This is a genomic window from Pseudomonas sp. ICMP 3272 (assembly GCF_001466905.1).
GTDB lineage: Bacteria > Pseudomonadota > Gammaproteobacteria > Pseudomonadales > Pseudomonadaceae > Aquipseudomonas > Aquipseudomonas amygdali.
In genome coordinates this window covers 126,858-146,404 of the sequence record NZ_LKEK01000002.1, presented here as the reverse complement: position 1 = coordinate 146,404, position 19,547 = coordinate 126,858, and the positions used below count along the sequence as shown (strand labels likewise).

At 59.0% G+C, this 19,547-nt stretch carries 20 protein-coding genes and 2 pseudogenes; 13 read left to right on the top strand and 9 right to left on the bottom strand.

Translation table 11 applies throughout. From position 1 onward, the window contains the following. Positions 1-223: 223 nt before the first annotated feature. Positions 224-364 carry a hypothetical protein gene (locus AO068_RS28980; protein WP_162839822.1) on the top strand — a complete coding sequence of 47 codons (141 nt, stop codon included), beginning with the start codon at positions 224-226 and terminating at the stop codon, positions 362-364. A 382-nt stretch (positions 365-746) separates the two neighbouring features. On the opposite strand, the pseudogene AO068_RS02185 reads toward AO068_RS28980, so the two are convergent. Continuing rightward, positions 747-1,145: pseudogene (locus tag AO068_RS02185) on the bottom strand (ATP-binding protein); the annotation flags it as partial. 66 nt (positions 1,146-1,211) lie between these two features. Continuing rightward, entirely contained in the window at positions 1,212-1,715 is a 504-nt protein-coding gene (locus AO068_RS02180; protein WP_058407528.1) for a GNAT family N-acetyltransferase, read from the bottom strand. A 138-nt stretch (positions 1,716-1,853) separates the two neighbouring features. Here AO068_RS02180 and AO068_RS02175 point away from each other — a divergent pair, with 138 nt between their 5' ends. Beyond that, positions 1,854-2,693 (top strand): TauD/TfdA dioxygenase family protein, encoded by an 840-nt coding sequence (locus AO068_RS02175; protein WP_058407541.1) that lies wholly within the window; start codon positions 1,854-1,856, stop codon positions 2,691-2,693. A 92-nt stretch (positions 2,694-2,785) separates the two neighbouring features. After that, positions 2,786-3,022: a hypothetical protein gene (locus tag AO068_RS28975; RefSeq protein ID WP_054077285.1), complete on the top strand. Its 237-nt coding sequence runs from the start codon at positions 2,786-2,788 to the stop codon at positions 3,020-3,022. Between the two features lie 66 nt (positions 3,023-3,088). On the opposite strand, the gene AO068_RS02165 is transcribed toward AO068_RS28975, so the two are convergent. Together AO068_RS02165 and AO068_RS02160 are read right to left on the bottom strand one after the other, a co-directional pair. Beyond that, positions 3,089-3,628 carry a BRO-N domain-containing protein gene (locus AO068_RS02165; RefSeq protein ID WP_058401394.1) on the bottom strand — a complete coding sequence of 180 codons (540 nt, stop codon included), beginning with the start codon at positions 3,626-3,628 and terminating at the stop codon, positions 3,089-3,091. Positions 3,629-4,024: 396 nt separating this feature from the next. Beyond that, entirely contained in the window at positions 4,025-4,528 is a 504-nt protein-coding gene (locus AO068_RS02160; protein ID WP_057402324.1) for a GAF domain-containing protein, read from the bottom strand. Between the two features lie 199 nt (positions 4,529-4,727). Between AO068_RS02160 and AO068_RS29560 the strand changes: the two are divergent. After that, positions 4,728-5,798 (top strand): annotated as a pseudogene (locus tag AO068_RS29560) (methyl-accepting chemotaxis protein); the annotation flags it as partial. Beyond that, the gene (locus tag AO068_RS29555) at positions 5,781-6,653 is read left to right on the top strand and encodes a methyl-accepting chemotaxis protein (RefSeq protein ID WP_369812059.1); all 873 of its coding nucleotides are present in this window, start codon (positions 5,781-5,783) and stop codon (positions 6,651-6,653) included. The pseudogene AO068_RS29560 and the gene AO068_RS29555, both read left to right, overlap by 18 nt. Before the next feature lie 80 nt (positions 6,654-6,733). Here the strand turns inward: AO068_RS29555 and AO068_RS02150 are convergent, their stop codons facing one another. Further along, complete coding sequence (locus AO068_RS02150) at positions 6,734-7,639, bottom strand: LysR substrate-binding domain-containing protein (RefSeq protein ID WP_058407526.1); 906 nt, start codon at positions 7,637-7,639, stop codon at positions 6,734-6,736. A 103-nt stretch (positions 7,640-7,742) separates the two neighbouring features. Here AO068_RS02150 and AO068_RS02145 point away from each other — a divergent pair, with 103 nt between their 5' ends. Both AO068_RS02145 and AO068_RS02140 read left to right on the top strand, forming a co-directional pair. Beyond that, positions 7,743-8,945: an aspartate aminotransferase family protein gene (locus AO068_RS02145; RefSeq protein WP_058407525.1), complete on the top strand. Its 1,203-nt coding sequence runs from the start codon at positions 7,743-7,745 to the stop codon at positions 8,943-8,945. A gap of 124 nt (positions 8,946-9,069) precedes the next feature. Then, the gene (locus tag AO068_RS02140; protein WP_057402320.1) at positions 9,070-9,615 is read left to right on the top strand and encodes a DUF4174 domain-containing protein; all 546 of its coding nucleotides are present in this window, start codon (positions 9,070-9,072) and stop codon (positions 9,613-9,615) included. A 53-nt stretch (positions 9,616-9,668) separates the two neighbouring features. Here the strand turns inward: AO068_RS02140 and AO068_RS02135 are convergent, their stop codons facing one another. Then, the gene (locus AO068_RS02135) at positions 9,669-10,109 is read right to left on the bottom strand and encodes a CBS domain-containing protein (RefSeq protein WP_058401398.1); all 441 of its coding nucleotides are present in this window, start codon (positions 10,107-10,109) and stop codon (positions 9,669-9,671) included. Between the two features lie 222 nt (positions 10,110-10,331). Here AO068_RS02135 and AO068_RS02130 point away from each other — a divergent pair, with 222 nt between their 5' ends. Continuing rightward, the gene (locus AO068_RS02130; RefSeq protein WP_058407524.1) at positions 10,332-12,695 is read left to right on the top strand and encodes a DNA polymerase II; all 2,364 of its coding nucleotides are present in this window, start codon (positions 10,332-10,334) and stop codon (positions 12,693-12,695) included. Here AO068_RS02130 and AO068_RS02125 read toward each other — a convergent pair. Next, positions 12,692-13,537, bottom strand: coding sequence for an NAD-dependent protein deacetylase (locus tag AO068_RS02125; RefSeq protein WP_058407523.1), 846 nt, complete (start codon positions 13,535-13,537; stop codon positions 12,692-12,694). The genes AO068_RS02130 and AO068_RS02125 overlap by 4 nt on opposite strands. Before the next feature lie 165 nt (positions 13,538-13,702). Between AO068_RS02125 and AO068_RS02120 the strand changes: the two genes are divergently transcribed. Next, on the top strand, positions 13,703-14,545 hold the full coding sequence (locus tag AO068_RS02120; protein ID WP_058407522.1) for a PhzF family phenazine biosynthesis protein: 843 nt from the start codon (positions 13,703-13,705) through the stop codon (positions 14,543-14,545). A gap of 70 nt (positions 14,546-14,615) precedes the next feature. Here AO068_RS02120 and AO068_RS02115 read toward each other — a convergent pair whose 3' ends face one another. Continuing rightward, positions 14,616-15,455 (bottom strand): TIGR03915 family putative DNA repair protein, encoded by an 840-nt coding sequence (locus AO068_RS02115; RefSeq protein ID WP_058407521.1) that lies wholly within the window; start codon positions 15,453-15,455, stop codon positions 14,616-14,618. Next, positions 15,452-16,672 carry a putative DNA modification/repair radical SAM protein gene (locus AO068_RS02110; RefSeq protein WP_005744136.1) on the bottom strand — a complete coding sequence of 407 codons (1,221 nt, stop codon included), beginning with the start codon at positions 16,670-16,672 and terminating at the stop codon, positions 15,452-15,454. Before AO068_RS02110 ends, AO068_RS02115 begins: the two co-directional genes overlap by 4 nt. Positions 16,673-16,885: 213 nt before the next feature. Between AO068_RS02110 and AO068_RS29420 the strand changes: the two genes are divergently transcribed. The 4 genes from AO068_RS29420 to AO068_RS02095 are packed head-to-tail and all read left to right on the top strand — an operon-like array spanning position 16,886 to position 19,534. Next, on the top strand, positions 16,886-17,014 hold the full coding sequence (locus AO068_RS29420) for a hypothetical protein (protein ID WP_002553552.1): 129 nt from the start codon (positions 16,886-16,888) through the stop codon (positions 17,012-17,014). Continuing rightward, positions 17,011-17,760: a zinc ABC transporter ATP-binding protein AztA gene (gene aztA, locus AO068_RS02105; protein WP_005733071.1), complete on the top strand. Its 750-nt coding sequence runs from the start codon at positions 17,011-17,013 to the stop codon at positions 17,758-17,760. The genes AO068_RS29420 and aztA overlap by 4 nt, the downstream gene beginning before the upstream one ends. Continuing rightward, a complete protein-coding gene (locus tag AO068_RS02100; protein ID WP_002553554.1) occupies positions 17,757-18,626 on the top strand; it encodes a metal ABC transporter permease in 870 nt (289 codons plus the stop codon). The genes aztA and AO068_RS02100 overlap by 4 nt, the downstream gene beginning before the upstream one ends. Before the next feature lie 11 nt (positions 18,627-18,637). Beyond that, positions 18,638-19,534 (top strand): metal ABC transporter substrate-binding protein, encoded by an 897-nt coding sequence (locus AO068_RS02095; RefSeq protein ID WP_058407520.1) that lies wholly within the window; start codon positions 18,638-18,640, stop codon positions 19,532-19,534. The last annotated feature ends 13 nt before the right edge of the window (positions 19,535-19,547 follow it).

Below are 19,547 nucleotides of genomic sequence, written 5' to 3'. Positions count from 1 at the left end.
AGATAGCCGCCGGTCGCGAAAAGCAGCAATCGGCCAGGAGCCGAGTTTCTGCGGCCCCGCTCAGCCACCCGCCGCAGCCCCTGCCGTACGGCAACGGTTACGGGATAAAAGCTTGACTGGCCAGCATGCGCCGAAAACCGCGGTTGATCTGCTGGCGGTTATCTGGGATGTGGATTGAGTTCTATGAGGCGTCGCAGAAGCGCCGGTTCAAAGGATTGCCCGCATGATCGACATCCTGTTGCCGTCATTGGGATGCCACAGCCAGGGCAAAAAAGATGAGCAGGTTGCCGCACCGCATCGCCCCCGGCAATGGTCTGGCAGTGGCTGTAACGAAGGCGAAAAACTTTGCTCACAGGTTCGCTGAGCAAGGCTCCTGACGAAGAGCACAGCATCCCACCATCGTCGGCATCGACAAGATTCGAATTGCAGTAAGGGCAATGCATTGGCACGCGATCTCCAGTCTGACCTGAGTGCATCCTATGCCGTATGGCGGCAGAGGCATCCCAAGCGATGATTCCCAACAGAGAGCCAGCTCTCAGCCAAATGCGGTCAGTCGGGCTCAAGGCTAGCTTTCATTAATTGTCTCAGCATGAGTTTGCCAGATGAGCACCGATGAGACGACTAAATTGACCAGTACCACCCGCAGTGAAGAAAACGCCAATAGTGCTCCGGGTCGGATGGCCTGTTTGCATCCGACTTGGCCAATTGCATTCGTATTGACCACCAGAAACACCCGCTGAATGCTCTTACGCCCGCTTGCGACGTTTGACTCTTCGCATCGATTCGCCCTTTAGTTCGATGACATGGTACTTGTGAACGATACGGTCAAGAATTGCATCGGCAATCGTGGGGGCGGAGAACAGGTCATACCATTTTTCTTTCGGTTACTGGCTTGTGATCAGCAGTGACTCGTTCTGTGACTGCTGGTCGATAACGTCCAAGAGTAACGGACCGAGTTGGGCATCAATGCCGCCGATGCCCAAGTCGTCGGTGATCAGTAGTTCTGCGCGTATCAATTGCCGACGTAGTTTGGGCACGGTGTGGTCAGCGCAAGATAACAAGATCTCTTCAAAAAGCTTCGTGGCAGGGCGATATAGTGTCGCTCGCCCAATGCGATAGGCCTGGTTTGCAGGTACGCAAGCGAGTCATTTGGAGAAATTGATTCTTGGCTGATCCTTGCATGCTTTCAGCAGTAGCTTCAGGGGCACCGCTCACCTCAGCCGCGCCATGCTCAAGGCATCGACGAATACGCCATCGCGCACGGCGTAGTTGCGCAGGCGTCCTTCCTGTTCAAAACCGTACTTGCGATAAAGGCCTTGTGCTGCCTCATTGTCGGCAAACACGGTCAGTTCTACCCGGTGCAGGTTCATCCAGTTGTCTGCGATGTCCAGCGCCGCCGCCAGCAGTTTTGAGCCGATGCCCTTGCCCTGCCAGGCGGACGCTACGCCCATGCCTATAGCGCCGACATGGCTTTGTCGGCTGCGCGAGTATTGTTCCAGGCCGAGGCTGCCGATCACTTCGCCGCCACTGAGCGCGACCAGCTTCACATGTCGCTCTGTGCTGGCTGCCAGGCGTTTGCGCCACACTTCGATGGATTGATAAGGCATTTGCAGCACCTGACGACAGACTGCAGGCTCGCTGTAGAGCGCAGTGACGCCTTCAAGGTGGATTTCGGCCATGCGCTGAATGAGGATTTGCGGGGCAGGGGCGTGCACGTTGATTCATTCCTTGAACGGTCAGTGGCTGGCCAGTGTAAGGCGCAGGCAAGGTGTGCGGCCAGTCTGCTCAATAAGGTGTTGCGCAGATTTTTCCATAAGTGTACCGTTGTGTTCACTTATGAAGAGGGTCGCATCATGTTAGCCACTTCGGTCGTTCAGCTGTCCCAGGAGCCCATCAAGCCAGGTATTGGCACGCGTATTTTCAACAGCAAGCAGGAGCTGCTGTCGGGTCAATTCGCCGGGGAAATCCGGGAACTGCTGGAGCAGCGAGGTGTGCTGGTGTTTCCGCAGATTGATTTTTCCGATACAGAGCAGATCGCTTTCACCCGCACGCTGGGCACTTTTTGTCCGGAAGCCAGTGATGGCCAGAACATCACCAAGATCAGCCTTGATGTCAAAGAGAACCCGGCAGGCGCTGAGTTTCTCAAGGGCTCGCTCTACTGGCATATCGACGGTACGAGCAGCGATGTGCCCATTCTGGCGTCGTTGCTGTCTTGCAAGGTGCCCGCCAGTTGGGGAGGCAACACTGGTTTCTGTAATACCTATGCGGCTTACGAAGCATTATCGAGCGCTGATAAACAACGTTACGAAAGCTTACGAGTAATTCACGCGCCATGGGCATCGTTACTCTATTACAATCCCGAGCCTGGCCTTGCGATGCTCAAGGCCATGCAGGCTATCGGCGAGAAGGAGTTGCCGCTGGTCTGGAGGCACCGGTCCGGTCGCAAGTCGCTGATTCTGGGATGCACTGCGCAGCAGGTCGTTGGCGTCAGCCTGGCGCAAAGCGCGCAGATTCTGGTCGGCCTTCGCGAGTGGGCCACAGCCGAGGCGTTCAGTTATAGCCATGCGTGGCAGACGGGTGATCTGGTGATATGGGACAACACCGGCACCATGCACCGTGCGGAAGCTTACGACCCCGCGTGCGGGCGAATGATGCACCGCACCAAGTTGCAGGGCGAAGAGCCTTTCGAGTGATCTGCCGGGCGCGACACACGGGTGACGCCGTGGCTGTTATATCGAGTTGCTCATTGTGAGCTGAATCGTTTTGCCGGATTGGAGAAACGAGAATGTGCAGACCTAAAGAGCCCATTGCGGGCGTATTTCTACTGTTGGTTCTGGCTGCTGGAGGCTGGGTGGCTCAGGAGCCATTTCCTCATTTCGGGATTGATCTGCCTGCCGAGGCGTTATTGGAAGGGGAGCGCCCGGTCAAACCTGTGTCGCCCCGACACCGAACGCAATTTGATGAAAGCCAGTTCAGTAGCGCCATGCTTGAACTCGTGCCCATGTATGCGACCGTAGAGTAATCCTAAGGCTGTGTACGAAAAGTCGGCCAGCGCGGCCACTTTTTGTACAGAGCCTGCTTGAAGCGCTCAGGCCGCCCGTTTGCCCAGCAACTTCAGGCGTTTCAGCCAGCCATCTTTCTTGCCGGTCGTCCGGACCTGAACGATTTCCGGCATGTCGCGCAACTTTACCCAGATATCCCCGCGCCATTGCAGCGTACCCAGGGTTGTGCCCTGCCACTGCATTTGGCAGTGAGTGGGGCCGTCGTTATTGATATCAAAGGCGCGGGCGCTCAGTGCGGGCAGCACGTCTTGTGTCAGCCAGCGTCGCAGGGCGCGGTTTTCCGGGATGTAATGGTGAATCAACAGGGCGAATACCGCAGACTCGCTGATCAGCAGGCATTTTTGCCATTCGCCGTGGGTCAACAACCATGCGGTGCGGCGTTGATCGGCGTCGAGCTTGCGGGTGTTGCGCTCGTCCAGACGCTTGCCCATCAGGCGGGCGATATCTTCCAGCGGGAACCAGGCTTCTGCTTGCATGACAACAGCGCGCAACATGCGACGGTGGCGCAGGAAGAGGGTGGGTTCGTGGTTTTCGGTGCAGGGAAGAAGGGGGAATGGGAGATCCATCGCGGCAAAGCTCCTTTCATGAAAGTGAGCCGCCTGCACATCACTGGACGAAATGGGTGGCGGCTGTGCGAAGGTTAGCGAACCGGCACCTCACAACGCCGGCAGACCCTGGAGTCTCCGACGCACAGCCGCCATAACAGTTGCTTCAAATGCACTGAGGCTGGAAGCATACATAAGCTAGCTGTGAGGTATTCGGATCGCTAAATCCGGCCGCTGATTTTGCAGCGACGGCGCACCTTAAATCCTCGATACAGCCCGCGCAAGCAACTGAAGTCTTCTCGGAAACTTCACACAGGGCGAAGAGATTTTTCAGTCGAGCGGCTTCATCCTTTCCTGCAAAATCAACGCTTCGTCCGCATGAAACGTGTTTTTCACCCGCATCAAGCGGCAGCTACATCAGTCTGTTTCGCTGATGTTGGCGAAGAAAATACAGCCGATCAATCTGGCAAACAGAGTCAGTGTTTCCGCCAGATCGGGGTCGTCAAACAACGTCACGTCGGAGTCGAGCGCACATAGCGCTCCGTACAACTGTCCGTTCGGAAGATGGATCGGCACGCCTGCATAACTCTCGATGGCGTAGCGCTTTACTACCGGCCGGTTCGCGTAGCGGCCGTTTTTGCTGATCTGCGGTACGAACAACGCTTCGGGGTTGACGCAAAACTCACTGCACAGCGTGGTCTCCAGTTTGAACACGTCCCCATCGTCGATGCCCAGGTCAGTCGGGTCGTATACAGAACAGGCGATCCAGTCCGCGTCGGTGAACTTTGCGATACTTGCAAAGCGCATGCCTGTCAGTCGGGTGACCAGCCTTAAAATGTTGGTCGTTGCCTCTATTTCGGCAATCGCAGAACGTTCCTCTGTGGTCAGGCCGTCTCGAGAAGCTGTCAACTCCAGACTCATGCAATTCTCCGAAATACTCGATGTGTAGGTACAGCGGCCCATGCTAACCGACTGGCGTGAAAGGCCATACGGGTTATTTGACGAGCCGATGTTTATTTTCGAGCATGAATTTTGACGCCAACTTTTAAAGTTTGAAGCTGCCCCGCCGACAACTGTGGGTTGTATCAATGGCAAGGACAAGCCGCTTATAACCCCCACAATGACCAGACAAGAGCAATTTACGGTGAACACTATGCTGAACAATATTTCTGTAAGGTCCAAGCTTGTGCTCGGGTTTGCCTTGGTCATTGTGCTGACCGTGCTGATTGCACTCACAGGCTGGTCGGGGATCAGTTCGCTGAGCGAACGAAGCGAGAGGATTGCCGATATCGGCAAGCTGAGCACGCTGACCCGTGATGTCCGTATAGCCCGCCTGGCTTATACGCTCAACTACGATGCCGAGCGCGCCAGCAACTGGCTGAAAGCTATCGATAGTCTCGAAAACCATGTGAAATATGCGCAGAAGGTTTTCGACTCTCCGCTCAACACCCCTCTGGTAAATGCTTCTGCTGAAGGGATGAAAGATTATCGTGTCCACTACGACAATCTGATGCAGGCCACTGCCGCCCGCGAGGCGACCCGTTCAGTGTTTGGCCAGTACGCTGATGCAGCCGCCGATGATTTGCAAAAGCTGAACGCCATTGCCCGATCCGATGACGGCAGTGCCGCGCAGCGCGACGACATTATTCAGGCGATGACGTTGTTTCAGAAAATGCGCTTCGACTTGCGTGGTTACACCTATTCCCTGAAAACCGAGAACCGGGCACCGGCGGAAGCGTCGATGAACGCGGTGATTAATTTTGTTAAAAATCTGAAAGGCTTCGACGGCCAGGCAGCGACGATCAAGCACCTTGTGGACGCGCTGCTCGGCTATCAGAACACGTTGACTCAGTTCACCGCGGCGCAGGAGAAGATCGATCAGGCACAGGCGGGGATCACTAAAACTATCGCCATTCTGTTTGATTCCGCCGACAAGCTGTCGGCAAATCAGGTCAACCTGAGAATAGAAGACGTGGGCGAGGCCAAGACCCTTCTGTCTGTCTGGCTGATTGCAGCATTGATCATGAGCGCCTTGGCGGCCTGGGTGATCACTCGCCTGATCGTCGGCCCGTTGCTGGACACACTGAAGCTGGCCGAGCGTGTGGCGGATGGCGATTTGACGTACAACCAGCCGGTCACGCGCAAGGATGAACTGGGCTTGTTGCAAGGCAGCATGCTGCGCATGACCAGCAACCTGCGCGAGCTGATTGGCGGCCTGCGCGATGGCGTGACACAAATCGCCAGCGCTGCCGAACAGCTTTCGGCCGTCACAGAGCAGACCAGTGCCGGGGTGAACAGCCAGAAGAGCGAAACGGATCAGGTTGCCACTGCAATGCACGAAATGTCTGCGACTGTTCAGGAGGTCGCGCGCAACGCAGAGCAGGCTTCCCATGCGGCGGTTAATGCTTCGAAGGAAGCCCGTGATGGCGAAGGTGTGGTTTCCAAGGCGGTTGCCCAGATCGAGAAACTCGCGACTGAAGTCAAACACTCCAAATCTGCAATGGACGAGCTCAAGAGCGAAAGCAACAAAATTGGCGGCGTGCTGGACGTGATCAAGGCGGTTGCCGAGCAGACCAATCTGTTGGCGCTCAATGCGGCCATTGAAGCGGCGCGTGCAGGTGAAGCCGGACGAGGCTTTGCGGTGGTGGCTGACGAAGTCAGAAGCCTGGCCCAGCGCACGCAGACATCGACGGAAGAAATTGCTGCGTTGATCAGTGGCCTGCACAGCCGTACATCGCAAGTGGCTACGATTCTCGACAACAGCCAGGCTCTGACTGAAAACAGTGTCGAGCTGACACGCAATGCAGGCGTTTCCATCAACAACATGACCCAGGCGATCTCGACCATCGAGACGATGAACCACCAGATTGCCGCTGCTGCCGAAGAGCAGAGTGCGGTTGCCGAAGAGATCAACCGCAGCGTTCTGAACGTGCGCGACATTTCCGAGCAAACGGCGTCCGCCAGTGAAGAGACCGCGGCGTCCAGCGTCGAGCTGGCGCGCCTGGGTGTGCATCTGCAGAGCATGGTCAGCCGCTTCAAGGTCTGACTGTCAGCCCCGACAAACTCCGGTGCGGTCGGCAATGCCACGCACCGGAATCGGTTCGATGATAGTTGGGCGGTAAGCGCTTACCGCCCCCAGAGCCCGATCGCGTACTCCACAAAACTTCTCACTTTAGGCAGCCGATAACGATCCTGCACATACAGCAGGTTCATCGGTCGCCTGGGCAAGTGATAGCCTGGCAGCAGTGCAACCAGTCGGCCTTCCTGCAAGTCTCGCTGAACCAGTGCATCCGGTAGCATCACTACACCCATTCCAGCGCACGCCGCCTGATAAAGACCGGCAGAAGTGTTGGCAACCATCGAGCCGTCGACATCCACCAGCACTTCGCCTTCGGGGCCGGTCATACGCCATTGGGTGCCAGCCGTGCGCCACTCGTCTCCTGCCGGGTAGGAGAACGCCAGGCAATTGTGCGCACCAAGGTCCTCGGGGTGCGCAGGCGCTCCATTGCGAGCCAGATAACTCGGCGCAGCGCAGATGGTCAGGGTGTAGTCCTGCATGGGGCGCGCAATCAGCGGCGAGGATTGCGGGATGTTTCCCAAGCGTATGGCGATATCGAAACCATGGTCGATCATGTCCAGACGCTGGTTGGTCAGCACCAGATCAAGTTTGACCTCGGGAAAGCGCAGCGAGAACCCGGCAAGGGCCGGGGCCAGCACTTCCGAACCGAACGTCAGCGGCGCGGTGATGCGCAACGTGCCGCTGGGATCGCCTTGGGCCTGCTCGGCCAATTGCTCGGACTCGGCCACCAGCCCCAGTACTTCAAGACAACGCTCGTAATACGCAGTGCCGAATTCCGTCAAGCGCTGACGGCGGGTGGTGCGCTGCAACAGGCTGACGCCAAGGCGCTGTTCCAGTGCGCGCAGGTGGTTGCCAACCATCGTGGTAGAAATCGAACACGCCTGCGCCGCCGCCGTAAGGCTGCCTGCTTCGACCACCTTTACGTACACACGCATCGCCTGAAACAAATCCATTATCAAGCCCTGCTTTAAAATTATTGAAGTATTTGGCTGTTTATCCATAAGGAGTGGTTAACGATACTGCAAAAACCGAAACATACCCAAGGAGCTTCACGTCATGACCACTGCCTGCCTGATGAGCACTTACCAACCTCTGGCCCTGAGTTTCACCCGTGGCCTGGGTACGCGTCTGTGGGACCAGAACGGGCGCCAATACCTGGATGCAGTGGCGGGCGTGGCAGTGACCAATGTCGGCCACTCGCATCCGCTGCTGGTTGAGGCCATTCGGGATCAGGCGGGCTTGCTGTTGCACACTTCCAATCTTTACCACATTGACTGGCAGCAGCGTCTGGCGCAGAAATTGAGCGTTTTATCGGGGCTGGACCGGGTGTTTTTCAACAACTCCGGTGCCGAGGCCAACGAGACTGCGCTGAAGCTGGCGCGCCTGCACGGCTGGCACAAGTACATCGAGCGGCCTTTGGTGGTGGTTATGGAGAACGCCTTTCACGGCCGCACGCTGGGCACACTGTCGGCCAGTGACGGACCGGCTGTGCGCCTGGGCTTCAGTACCTTGCCGGGGGATTACATCAAAGTACCCTTTGGCGATCTGGCTGCGTTTGACAAGGTCTGCGTGACTTACGGGCACCGCATCGCCGCCGTACTGGTGGAGCCGATTCAAGGCGAAGGCGGCGCACAGGTCGCGCCAGCTGGGTATCTCAAGGCGCTGAGGGAGCGCTGCACGCGGCGTGACTGGCTGTTGATGCTCGACGAAATCCAGACCGGCATGGGGCGGACCGGCAAGTGGTTTGCCTTTCAGCACGAAGGCATCGTGCCGGACGTCATGACCCTGGCCAAGGGTTTGGGCAACGGTGTGCCGATAGGAGCCTGTCTGGCAAGGGGCAGGGCGGCGCAATTGTTCACCCCCGGCAGCCACGGCAGTACGTTCGGCGGTAACCCGCTGGCCTGTCGGGTCGGTTGCACGGTGATCGACATCATCGAACAGCAGGCACTGGTGAAAAACGCTGCGCTGCAAGGCCGCCACTTGCTTGAGCGGCTGCGCAACGTGCTTGGTGCTCACCCGCAGGTGCTGGAGATTCGTGGGCTGGGGCTGATGATCGGTATCGAATTGCGGCAGGCCATACCCGAGTTGACCCGGATCGCGGCTGAGGAATACGGCCTGTTGATCAACGTCACGCGCGGTAAGGTCATCCGTCTTCTGCCGCCATTGGTGCTGAACGCTGCCGAGGTGGAACAGATCGTTCAAGGCCTGCTGGCGAGCCTCGACAGCGCCCTTTACAAATCGCTTGAGCGCTCTGCCTGAAGCAAGGGATTAAGGAAAAGGACTACATCGGGCTGTACCGGGATGACCCATATGCGGTAGAACAGTCCAGCATCGCGTATGTCTGCACGCGATGGCTACCCAATGGATTTGAAAGGAGCCCACCATGTTAATCCGGTCCCTGACCCTCGCCACCCTGCTTGTCGCTGCCGGTACAGCGCTTGCCGCTGACAGCGATGGCCCTTTGGCCCAGGAGCGCGGCAAGTCGCGCCCGCTGATCATCATCGCACCGAGCCCGGCTGATCCGGCGCTGAGCCACCTCAAGGACGCGCTGAAGGAGTCTGCCAATCATAAAGACTTCACAGAGCGCAATATGGTGCTGTTCACGGTGGTGAACACTATCGGCGAGCGTGACGGCAAGAGCATGGACCCCCAGTCGACCATGGCCTTGATTCGTGAATTGAAGCTGGGCGCGGGTGTCGGCACCAAGGTCATTCTGGTGGGCAAGGACGGCGAGAAAAAGATCGATAAGACTATCGGCAAGTCAGAGTCGATAGACCTGAAAGAGATCTTCGCCACCGTCGACCAGATGCCAATGCGCGAGAAAGAGGCCTCCGCGCCGCCACCAGAACCGGAAGCCAAGCCTGCACCGGCGGAAAAACCGGCCAAGCCAGTCAAGGGCGGGGCACCTGGCAAGACGCTGGATGACTGAGTGACCGACGCAGCGCGCGGTGATCGCGCGCTGCGCCTGGTGTGCCGTTCAGCTCACTCGCCGCGAATGTACTGCTCAAGCTGCTGAATGAGACTGGCCTGTTCGGCAATGGCTTCCTTCACCAGGTCGCCGATCGACAGCAGGCCCAGCAACTGGCCGTCTTCCACGACCGGCAGATGGCGCAGATGGCTGTCGGTCATGATCCCCATGCACGCTTCGACGCTCTGTTGCGAGTCGACGGTAATGACTTTGTTGCTCATGATTTCTCTGACCGGCGTGCCGACCGAGGAACGCCCCTTGAGGATCACCTTGCGTGCATAGTCGCGTTCACTGACGACGCCGACCACCACGTTGCCCTCGACCACCGGCAGCGCACCGATGTTCTTTTCCGCCATCAGCTTGAGCGCATCCAGCACCATCTGGTCCGGGCCGATGGTATGCACTTGCTGGTTCTGCAGGTCTTTCAATTTCAGTAGTTGGGCGACGGTTTTCATGCTGCTCTCCGTGATCGGGACCTGTAAGGCTGTAGTGCATTTTCAGGCGCACTACAGAATCGTGCAGCGCGCAGAGTCGAGCAACAAATAAATAGGGATAAGGGGCATAGACGCAATTAATTGACGGCACCTGAAAATGGCCTGAATTCGACTGCCGACCGCGCGCTTGACCTCACAGCCAAGTAGAATCAACGGTTTCGCCATGCGGTCGAGGTAGCAGCGTTGGATTTACAGCAGGGCTTCATCCTGAGTCGGCACTGGCAAGATACGCCCGCCGGGACCGAGGTCGACTTCTGGTTGGCCACTGATCAGGGGCCTCGCCATATTCGCCTGCCTTGCCAGCCCTCTGTCGCCTTTATTCCCGCCGAGCAGGGCGAACGTGCGCGGTCGTTGTTGCGTACCGAGCGTGGGGTGGAATTGCGTCCGCTGGAGCTTTGCGATTTTCGCCATCGACCTGTGCTTGGTGTGTATTGCCAGCAGCACCGCCAGTTGATGAACATCGAAAAACTGCTGCGCAGAGGCAATGTCGACGTTTACGAGGCAGACATTCGCCCACCCGAGCGCTACCTGATGGAGCGCTTCATCACCGCGCCAGTGCAATTCAGCGGTACGCCGAATGCTGAGGGCGTGCTTTGCGACGCGCAGATCAAGCCGGCCCCCGATTACCGTCCCAACCTGAAGCTGGCGTCGCTCGATATCGAAACCACGGCGCGTGGCGAGCTGTATTCGATTGCGCTGGAGGGCTGTGGTCAGCGCCAGGTGTACATGTTGGGGCCACCCAATGGTGGCGACGAGGTGCTGGATTTTCAGCTCGATTATTGCGATACCCGCGCGCAGTTGCTGGAGTGCCTGAATGGCTGGCTGGCGCTGCACGACCCTGACGCAATCATCGGCTGGAACGTTGTGCAGTTCGACCTGCGCGTTCTGCATGAACATGCCCAGCGTCTGCAAGTGCCGTTGCGGCTCGGGCGTGGCGGTGAAGCAATGGGCTGGCGCGAGCATGGCAGCCGTAACAATCATTTTTTTGCCGAGGTCAGCGGGCGGCTGATCATCGACGGGATCGAGGCCTTGCGTTCCGCGACCTGGAGCTTTCCGTCGTTCAGTCTCGAGAATGTCGCGCAGACCCTGCTGGGCGAGGGCAAGGCCATTGATACGCCTTACCAGCGCATGGACGAAATCAACCGCATGTTCGCCGAGGACAAGCCTGCGCTGGCGCGTTACAACATCAAGGATTGCGAGCTGGTGACGCGCATCTTCGCCAAGACCCAGTTGCTGACCTTTCTGCTTGAACGCGCCACCGTAACGGGCCTGCCCGCTGACCGCAGCGGTGGTTCGGTGGCCGCGTTCTGCCATCTGTACATTCCGCTGATGCACCGCCAGGGCTTCGTCGCGCCCAATCTGGGCGAACGCATGCCAGAGGCCAGTCCTGGCGGTTTTGTGATGGATTCCCAGCCTGGGCTTTATGAATCGGTGCTGGTGCTGGACTACAAGAGCCTTTATCCGTCGATCATTCGCACCTTTCTCATCGATCCTGTGGGGTTGATCGAAGGCATGCGTCATCCCGAGGACAGCGCGTCGGTGCCAGGCTTTCGCGGCGCGCGCTTTTCCCGCACTCGCCATAGCCTGCCAGCGATAGTGGAACGTGTGTGGCAAGGTCGTGAGGCCGCCAAGCGCGAGCAGAATGCGCCGTTGTCCCAGGCCCTGAAAATCATCATGAATGCTTTCTACGGCGTGCTGGGGTCGAGTGGCTGCCGGTTCTTCGATCCGCGGCTGGCCTCATCGATCACCTTGCGCGGGCATGAAATCATGCTCAAGACCCGCGACCTCATCCAGGCACAGGGCTATACCGTAATCTACGGCGATACCGACTCGACGTTTGTCTGGCTGGGCCGTCCTCACGGGCAGGAAGAAGCGGCAAGCATCGGCAAGACGCTGGTGCAACAGGTCAACCAGTGGTGGCGCGAGCACCTGCACAATGAATATGGCTTGCACAGTGCGCTGGAGCTGCAATACGAAACACATTTTCGGCGCTTCCTGATGCCAACTGTGCGCGGCGCGGAGGAGGGCAGCAAGAAACGCTACGCCGGGCTGGTCACTCGCGCTGACGGTTCCGAGGAGATGGTCTACAAGGGCCTGGAAACCGTGCGCACCGACTGGTCGCCGCTGGCTCAGCAGTTTCAACAGGAGCTGTACCTGCGCATCTTCAAGCGCCAGCCGTATCAGGATTATGTGCGTGACTACGTGCAGCGCACCTTGTCAGGCGAACTGGATGACCTGTTGATCTACCGCAAGCGCCTGCGCCGCAAGCTCGATGATTATCAGCGCAACGTGCCGCCACACGTGCGCGCCGCGCGGCTCGCCGATGAATACAACGATCAGCAGGGGCGTCCGCGTCAATATCAGAGCGGCGGCTGGATCAGCTATGTGATGACCACTGCCGGGCCGGAGCCTCTTGAGATTCGTCACGCGCCGATTGACTACGATCATTACGTGGCGCGCCAGTTACAACCACTGGCGGATGCGATCCTGCCGTTTGTCGACGACGATTTCAGCACGTTGATCGGCGGGCAATTAGGCTTGTTCTAACGCGCACCGAGCTGCTCGGCGATCCACGGCAGTACCTGCTCGCATGAGGCGTCGATCTTCATTTCAAGCAATTCGTCTGCGCGGGTCTTGCCGTGGTTGATGGCGAAGACCGGTTTGCCCTGTTCGACCATTGCCTTGCACAGACGGAACGCCGACCAGGCCATCAATGACGTGCCGACCACCAGCAAGCCTTCCGCCTGCTCGACACTCGACGTTGCCTTGGCAGCGGTCTGCGGCGCGACGTTCTCACCAAAGAACACAACGTCCGGCTTGAGTCTGTCGCCGTCGCAATGCGGGCAGCGGGGTACCTTGAAACCGGCCTCGAAAGCCGGGTCCAGCAGGGTGTCGCCATCGGGTGCCTGTTTGGCATCAACGCCGAGTAGATAGGGGTTTTGCTCGAGCATTTGCTCTTGAATATCCGCCCGCTCGCTGCGTTGCTGACAATCCAGGCACAGTACACGGTGCAGGCTGCCGTGCAGCTCGATGACGTCCTGGCTTCCGGCCTGACTGTGCAGTGCATCAACGTTCTGTGTAATCAGTCCGCTGATGGCATTTTCAACCTGCAATGCAGCCAGTGCCCGATGCGCAGCATTGGCCTGCGCCGCGCGAATACGCGGCCAGCCCAGCATCGCCCGCGCCCAGTAACGTTGGCGCGCAGCGGGGTTGCCGACAAACTCTTGATACATCATCGGCTGTTTGCCACGCCGCACGCCGTCCTTGTCGCGGTAGTCCGGAATGCCGGACGCGGTGCTGATACCTGCGCCGGTGACGACCAGAAAGGACTTGCCGTTCATTGTCTCGCAAAGTGTTTCGAGCTGACTGTAGGTTGTAGTGTCCAGCATCTTCAAACCTCGAATGACCCGTATTGTCCGGACCTGTGCCTGCGAGATTAGCAGGCGAGTGCGAGCTGTGAGCGGCCAAGGCGGGCGTTGGTTCAATAGACCGTTGTCCACCCGGGGGCACACGTGGCAACCTTGGTTCTTTAACGTCTTGCCAAGGAAGCTCAAATGCGCTCGTTTCATTTCAAACAGCTGGATGTGTTCAGCGATCAGCCTTTGCTCGGTAATCCGCTGGCGGTGGTGCTGGGCGCGGACGGGCTGAGTGATGAACAGATGGCCGCCTTTGCACGCTGGACCAACCTGAGTGAAACCACGTTTCTGCTCAAACCGACAGACCCGCGCGCCGACTATCGTGTTCGTATTTTCACGACCTTTAGAGAGCTTTCGTTTGCAGGTCACCCCACTCTGGGCAGTTGCCATGCCTGGCTCGAAAGCGGTGGTGCAGCGCAGGGTGAGGAAATTATCCAGGAGTGCGGGATCGGTCTGGTGCGCATTCGTCGCGAGGGCCGCGGGCTGGCATTCACTGCGCCGCCTTTGTTGCGTTCGGGCACCGTAGACCCTGAATTGATCGAGCAGATCCGCCTCGGTATGAAGCTGGGGGCGGGCGAGATTCTGGATGCGCGCTGGGTAGATAACGGCCCGGGTTGGGTCGCCTTCAGGCTGGCAGATCGCGCCAGTGTTCTGAGGTTGCAGCCGGATTACACACTATTGAGCGGCCTGAAACTCGGCGTCGTTGCGCCATGGGACCCGGCAGTCGATGGTGATGAGGCGCAGTTTGAAGTGCGCGCTTTTGTACCGGGCGACGGCGTGGTGGAAGACCCGGTGACCGGCAGCCTCAATGCCGGAATCGCTCGCTGGTTTCTGGAAGAGGGGCTGGCACCGGACCATTACATCGTCAGCCAGGGTGCCGCGCTCAGCCGCAAGGGACGAGTCTCCATTCAGCGTGTAGGTGAAGATATCTGGGTGGGCGGCTCGACGGTTACCTGTATTGAAGGGCGCGTTTCGCTTTAGGCGCTCATCGTCATAAACAACACTTGAAGAGCTCGGAATACCGGGTAACAAGAGCCCGAGAGCGAAAGCCTCAATCTCTGTGCGCAATTTTTTTGCCTCGTCGGGCGGCGATATCGCTGGCCTGGCCGTCGCGTTGTTTGCCAGTCCGGGCCTGGGTGATCAGCGCTGGAATCAAAGGGCCTTCGGGCAGGTTCTTCCAGAAGCGCGAAGGAAAGTGGCCTTCCATGACTTTTGGGTTCAGACGTGCAGGGTTGAATATGTGGCTGTAATAGGTGAGCCACAACTCGCCATGCGGGTCTTCGACCTGCCGGCCCATGGTCTGCCACGCTTCAGGGCAGCGGCGCTCGTGGATCAGCTGTTTGCCGTCGTAATACACGCCGTCCTGGGGAGTCGCGATCATCCAGCGGTGCTGGCCCATGCGGCCGATGAAATGCTCACTGGCACTGAGCAGAATATCGTGCGCTGGCTCATGCCAGGCCACGTACTGCGGGCGCATGATGGCCGCGTCATCAGCGACAGGCGGCAAGGCGACAAAGCGTAGAAATGCGTGCAGATGATGCGCCTCACGTCTGACCGACTTGAGACGACGGTGCAGCTCGCTGCCAAGCTTGTCGCCGGCCATCATGGCCGTGCGATCACCGTGGGTGACGCGCCACAGCACTTCGTACAACAGGCTCCAGCGCTGATCGCCCCGGTAGCGCGAGGCGCTTTCCAGCAGTTGCACCAATTCCAGCGGAACCCTCGCCTGAAAGGGGCCATGTTCCCGCGGGTACTCTTCTTCGCTGCCAAACAGGTCGGCGGCATCCGGTGACTTCCAGCTGACCTGGCTGGGGTCGATTTCATGGCTCAGCAGCCAGCGTGCCTGTTGCCGCCAGGTGCCGAACAGGTCGTCGCAGTCCAGGCAGATCATCCCCACAACCCCATTTGCTGAGGCTGCGGCCTGTCACGCAACTGGTGATGCAGAAATTCGCTGGTGGTTTCCGCATGCGGCGGGTGGTAATCGCTGGTAATGATAAACGGCTTGGCCTTGGCCAGTATGCAGCGCATGCGGGTGAGGTCTTCGTAGCGGATACGCCGCTGCCTGCGCAGCTCGACCAGCCGCTGGGTGGTACGAATTCCGATGCCTGGCACCCGGGCAATCAGCGCCGCGTCGGCCTTGTTCAGGTCCAGCGGAAACACCTGCCGGTTGCCCAGCGCCCAGGCCAGCTTGGGGTCAATGTCCAGCGCCAGGTCACCGGGGCCGCTGAGCAATTCACCTGCAGTAAAACCGTAGCCGCGCAAAAGGAAGTCGGCCTGGTACAGCCGGTGCTCGCGCATCAGCGGCGGTGCAGCCAGTGGCACACTGTTGGGGCTGTTGGGGATCGGGCTGAACGCTGAATAGTAGACCCGGCGCAGTTTGAAGTTGCTGTACAGCGATTGCGCGCTGTGCAGGATGGTGCTGTCGTCGGTAGCGTCGGCACCGACGATCATTTGCGTACTTTGCCCGGCCGGGGCAAAGCGCGGCGACCGCGGTTCGTTGCGCACGGTCTGCTCGCCGGTGTAAATGGTCTGCATGGCCTGCTTGATCGACGCGACGTCTTTTTCCGGTGCGAGGGTTTGCAGGCTCAGGTCGGTCGGCAGCTCGATATTGACACTGAGGCGGTCGGCATAGCGCCCCGCCTTTTCGATCAGCGCCGGATCGGCGTCGGGGATGGTCTTGAGGTGGATATAACCGCGAAACTCGTGCACTTCGCGCAACAGCCGGGCGACCTCGACCAGTTGCTCCATGGTGTAATCCGCAGAGCGGATGATCCCGGAACTCAAAAACAGCCCACTGACGCAATTGCGACGGTAGAAGTCCAGCGTCAGGGTGACCACTTCTTCGGGTGTGAAGCGCGCACGAGGCACGTCGCTGGAGCGGCGGTTGACGCAGTATTGGCAGTCGTAAAAGCAGAAATTGGTCAACAGGATTTTCAGCAGCGACACGCAACGCCCATCCGGCGTATAGCTATGGCAGATGCCCATGCCGTTGGTGGAACCCAGCCCGGATTTGTCCTGCGAGCTGCGCTTGGGTGCTCCACTGCTGGCGCACGACGCATCGTACTTGGCGGCGTCCGCCAGAATGCTGAGCTTGTCGATAAGCTGCATGAAGTGCCCCTTTACTGTTTGCATGTACAGTATAGGGTCGGGTGCAGCTCGACAAGTACCGTACAGCGGGCCTGCACGTATCGCTATGGGTTAACGATTTTCAGCGAGGGTGAAGGTTTGTCCGGACGGGCGCACTCAAGGATGAATGTTATTTAATAACATTTAGGTGATCGGTATGTAATACTGTAACAAATAGTTGCAGGTTACTTTCGCGTGAAAACTCCTTTTGCCTCGATAGCAGGCTCCGTGCTGGCCCAATCGGCCTGGAAGCGGGTCCTGTTTTCTCTTGCGGTGCTGATATTGCTCTGGCTGGCCATCGGCTGGTCGGTGGCCATTCCATGAGTGCAGCCATTGCTCTGGAAAACCTTACTGTGGCCTATGAGCGCCGCCCGGCGGTGCACCACATCAGCGGGCGTTTCGAGGCGGGCAGCCTGACGGCCATCGTCGGCCCGAACGGGGCGGGTAAATCGACCTTGATCAAGGCCATCGCCGGCACCATGAAGCCCGCTCAGGGGCGCGTCGACCGTGGCCGGCTGGCGACCCGCACGATAGGCTACTTACCCCAGGCCGCAGAAATCGATCGCAGTTTTCCGCTGAGCGTCGCCGATACCGTTTCGATGGGGGCCTGGCACAGCATCGGGCCGTTTCGCAGCCTGACACGCAATCATGCACGACTGACCGGGGAAGCGCTGAGCACGGTCGGCCTGGAGGGCTTTGAAGGGCGCAGCGTCGGTTCGTTGTCATCCGGCCAGTTCCAGCGGGTGCTGTTTGCCCGACTGCTGCTACAGGACGCTTCGGTGATTCTGCTGGACGAGCCATTCACCGCCATCGACGCACGCACCACCCGTGATCTGCTGGAGCTGGTGCGCGCCTGGCACGGGCAGGGGCGCACAGTGATCGCGGTCCTGCACGATATCGAACAGGTGCGTCAGCACTTTCCGCAAACCCTGCTGATGGCCCGCGAAGCCATTGCCTGGGGCGAAACCTCGCAAGTGCTCAGCGCCGCCAACCTGCGCAAGGCGCGCAACATGGCCGAGTACTGGAGCCCGGACGCCTTGCTGTGTGATAGCGAGGACGAGCGCTCATGATGCTCTATAGCCTGGTCGTCGAGCCTTTTATCGAATTCGGTTTCATGCGCCGCGCGCTGGTGGCGTGCCTGGCGCTGGGGATTGGTTCCGGGCCGGTGGGCGTGCTGCTGATGCTGCGCCGTATGAGTCTGGTGGGCGATGCCATGAGCCATGCGGTGCTGCCCGGCGCGGCGGTGGGTTTCATGGTCGCCGGGCTGTCGTTGCCCGCGATGGGCTTCGGCGGGCTGATCGCCGGGCTGGCAGTGGCCTTGCTTTCAGGGCTGGTGAGTCGGTTGACCTCGCTGCGTGAAGACGCCAGCTTTGCCAGCTTTTACCTGACCTCTCTGGCGGCCGGGGTGCTGATCGTTTCGCTGCATGGCTCCAGTGTCGACCTGCTGCATGTACTGTTCGGCACCATTCTGGCCATCGATGACACGGCTATCTACATGGTCGGCAGCATCGCTTCCTTCACGCTGATTCTGTTGGCAGTGATCTATCGCCCATTGGTGCTGGAATGCTTCGATCCGGGCTTCCTGCGTGCGGTCGGCGGACGCGGCTCGCTGTACCACGTGTTGTTCCTGCTGCTGGTGGTGCTGAACCTGGTCGCAGGTTTTCAGGCGCTGGGCACCTTGATGGCCGTGGGCATGATGATGCTGCCGGCAACCGCGGCTCGTTTCTGGACCAACTCGCTGAGTGGCCTGATGGTGATTTCGACACTCCTGGCGACCTTGTCAGGCCTGATCGGCCTGATCGTTTCCTACCACCTTGGCGTCGCCTCGGGCCCGGCCATCGTGCTTACCGCCAGTGCGTTCTACGGCCTTTCCCTGTTGTTCGGGCGCACGGGCATCGTGCGCCGGCTGTTTCCCAAACCTCACCTGGCTAACTGAAAAGGTACGTCATGAAACGATTGATGGTGTTGAGTTCCATAGCTGCACTGGCGCTGTCTGCATTCGCCAGCCTGGCCCAGGCCAAACCGCTGGAAGCCGTCGCGTCGTTCACGGTCATCGCGGACATGGTCAGTACGGTCGGCGGCGACCGTGTTCACGTAAAGTCCCTGATCGGCCCGAACGGCGATCCGCATGTCTACGAGCCAACCCCAGGTGATGCCCAGGCGTTGAAAAATGCCGACCTGGCGTTTGTCAGTGGCCTGCATCTGGAAGGCTGGATGGATCGTCTCATCAAAGCGTCGGGCTACAAGGGCAAGCCGGTAGTGCTCTCTGAAGGGATCAAGACCCGCAGCATGGACGAAGACGGCAAGCGCATTGTCGACCCGCACGCCTGGAACAGCGCCGCCAACGGGGTGATTTATGTGCGTAACATTATCGCCGCGCTGAAGAAAGCCGACCCGGACGGGGCCAGCGAGTATCAGGCCAATGGCGATCGCTACATCGTCGAGCTGCAGCAACTGGACATTTACGCCCGCGATCAGATTCAGTCGATTCCGGCCGCCAAGCGCAAGATCCTCACCTCTCATGACGCGTTCGGCTACTTTGGCGATGCCTATGGCGTAACCTTCCTGTCACCGTTGGGCTTGTCTACCGAATCGGAAGCGTCGGCAGCTGATGTCTCGAAACTGATTCGTCAGATCAAGGCCGAGCATGTCAGTGCCTACTTCTTCGAAAACTCCAGCGACCCGCGTCTGGTCAAGCAGATTGCCGAAGCCAGTGGTGCCCAGCCAGGCGGCGAGTTGTATGTTGAAGCCTTGTCGCCAGCCGATGGCCCTGCGTCGACCTACGCCAAGATGTTCCGTTACAACGTCGACACCCTGACTGCGGCAATGAAGCGCAATCAGTAACCTTGAGAGTCGC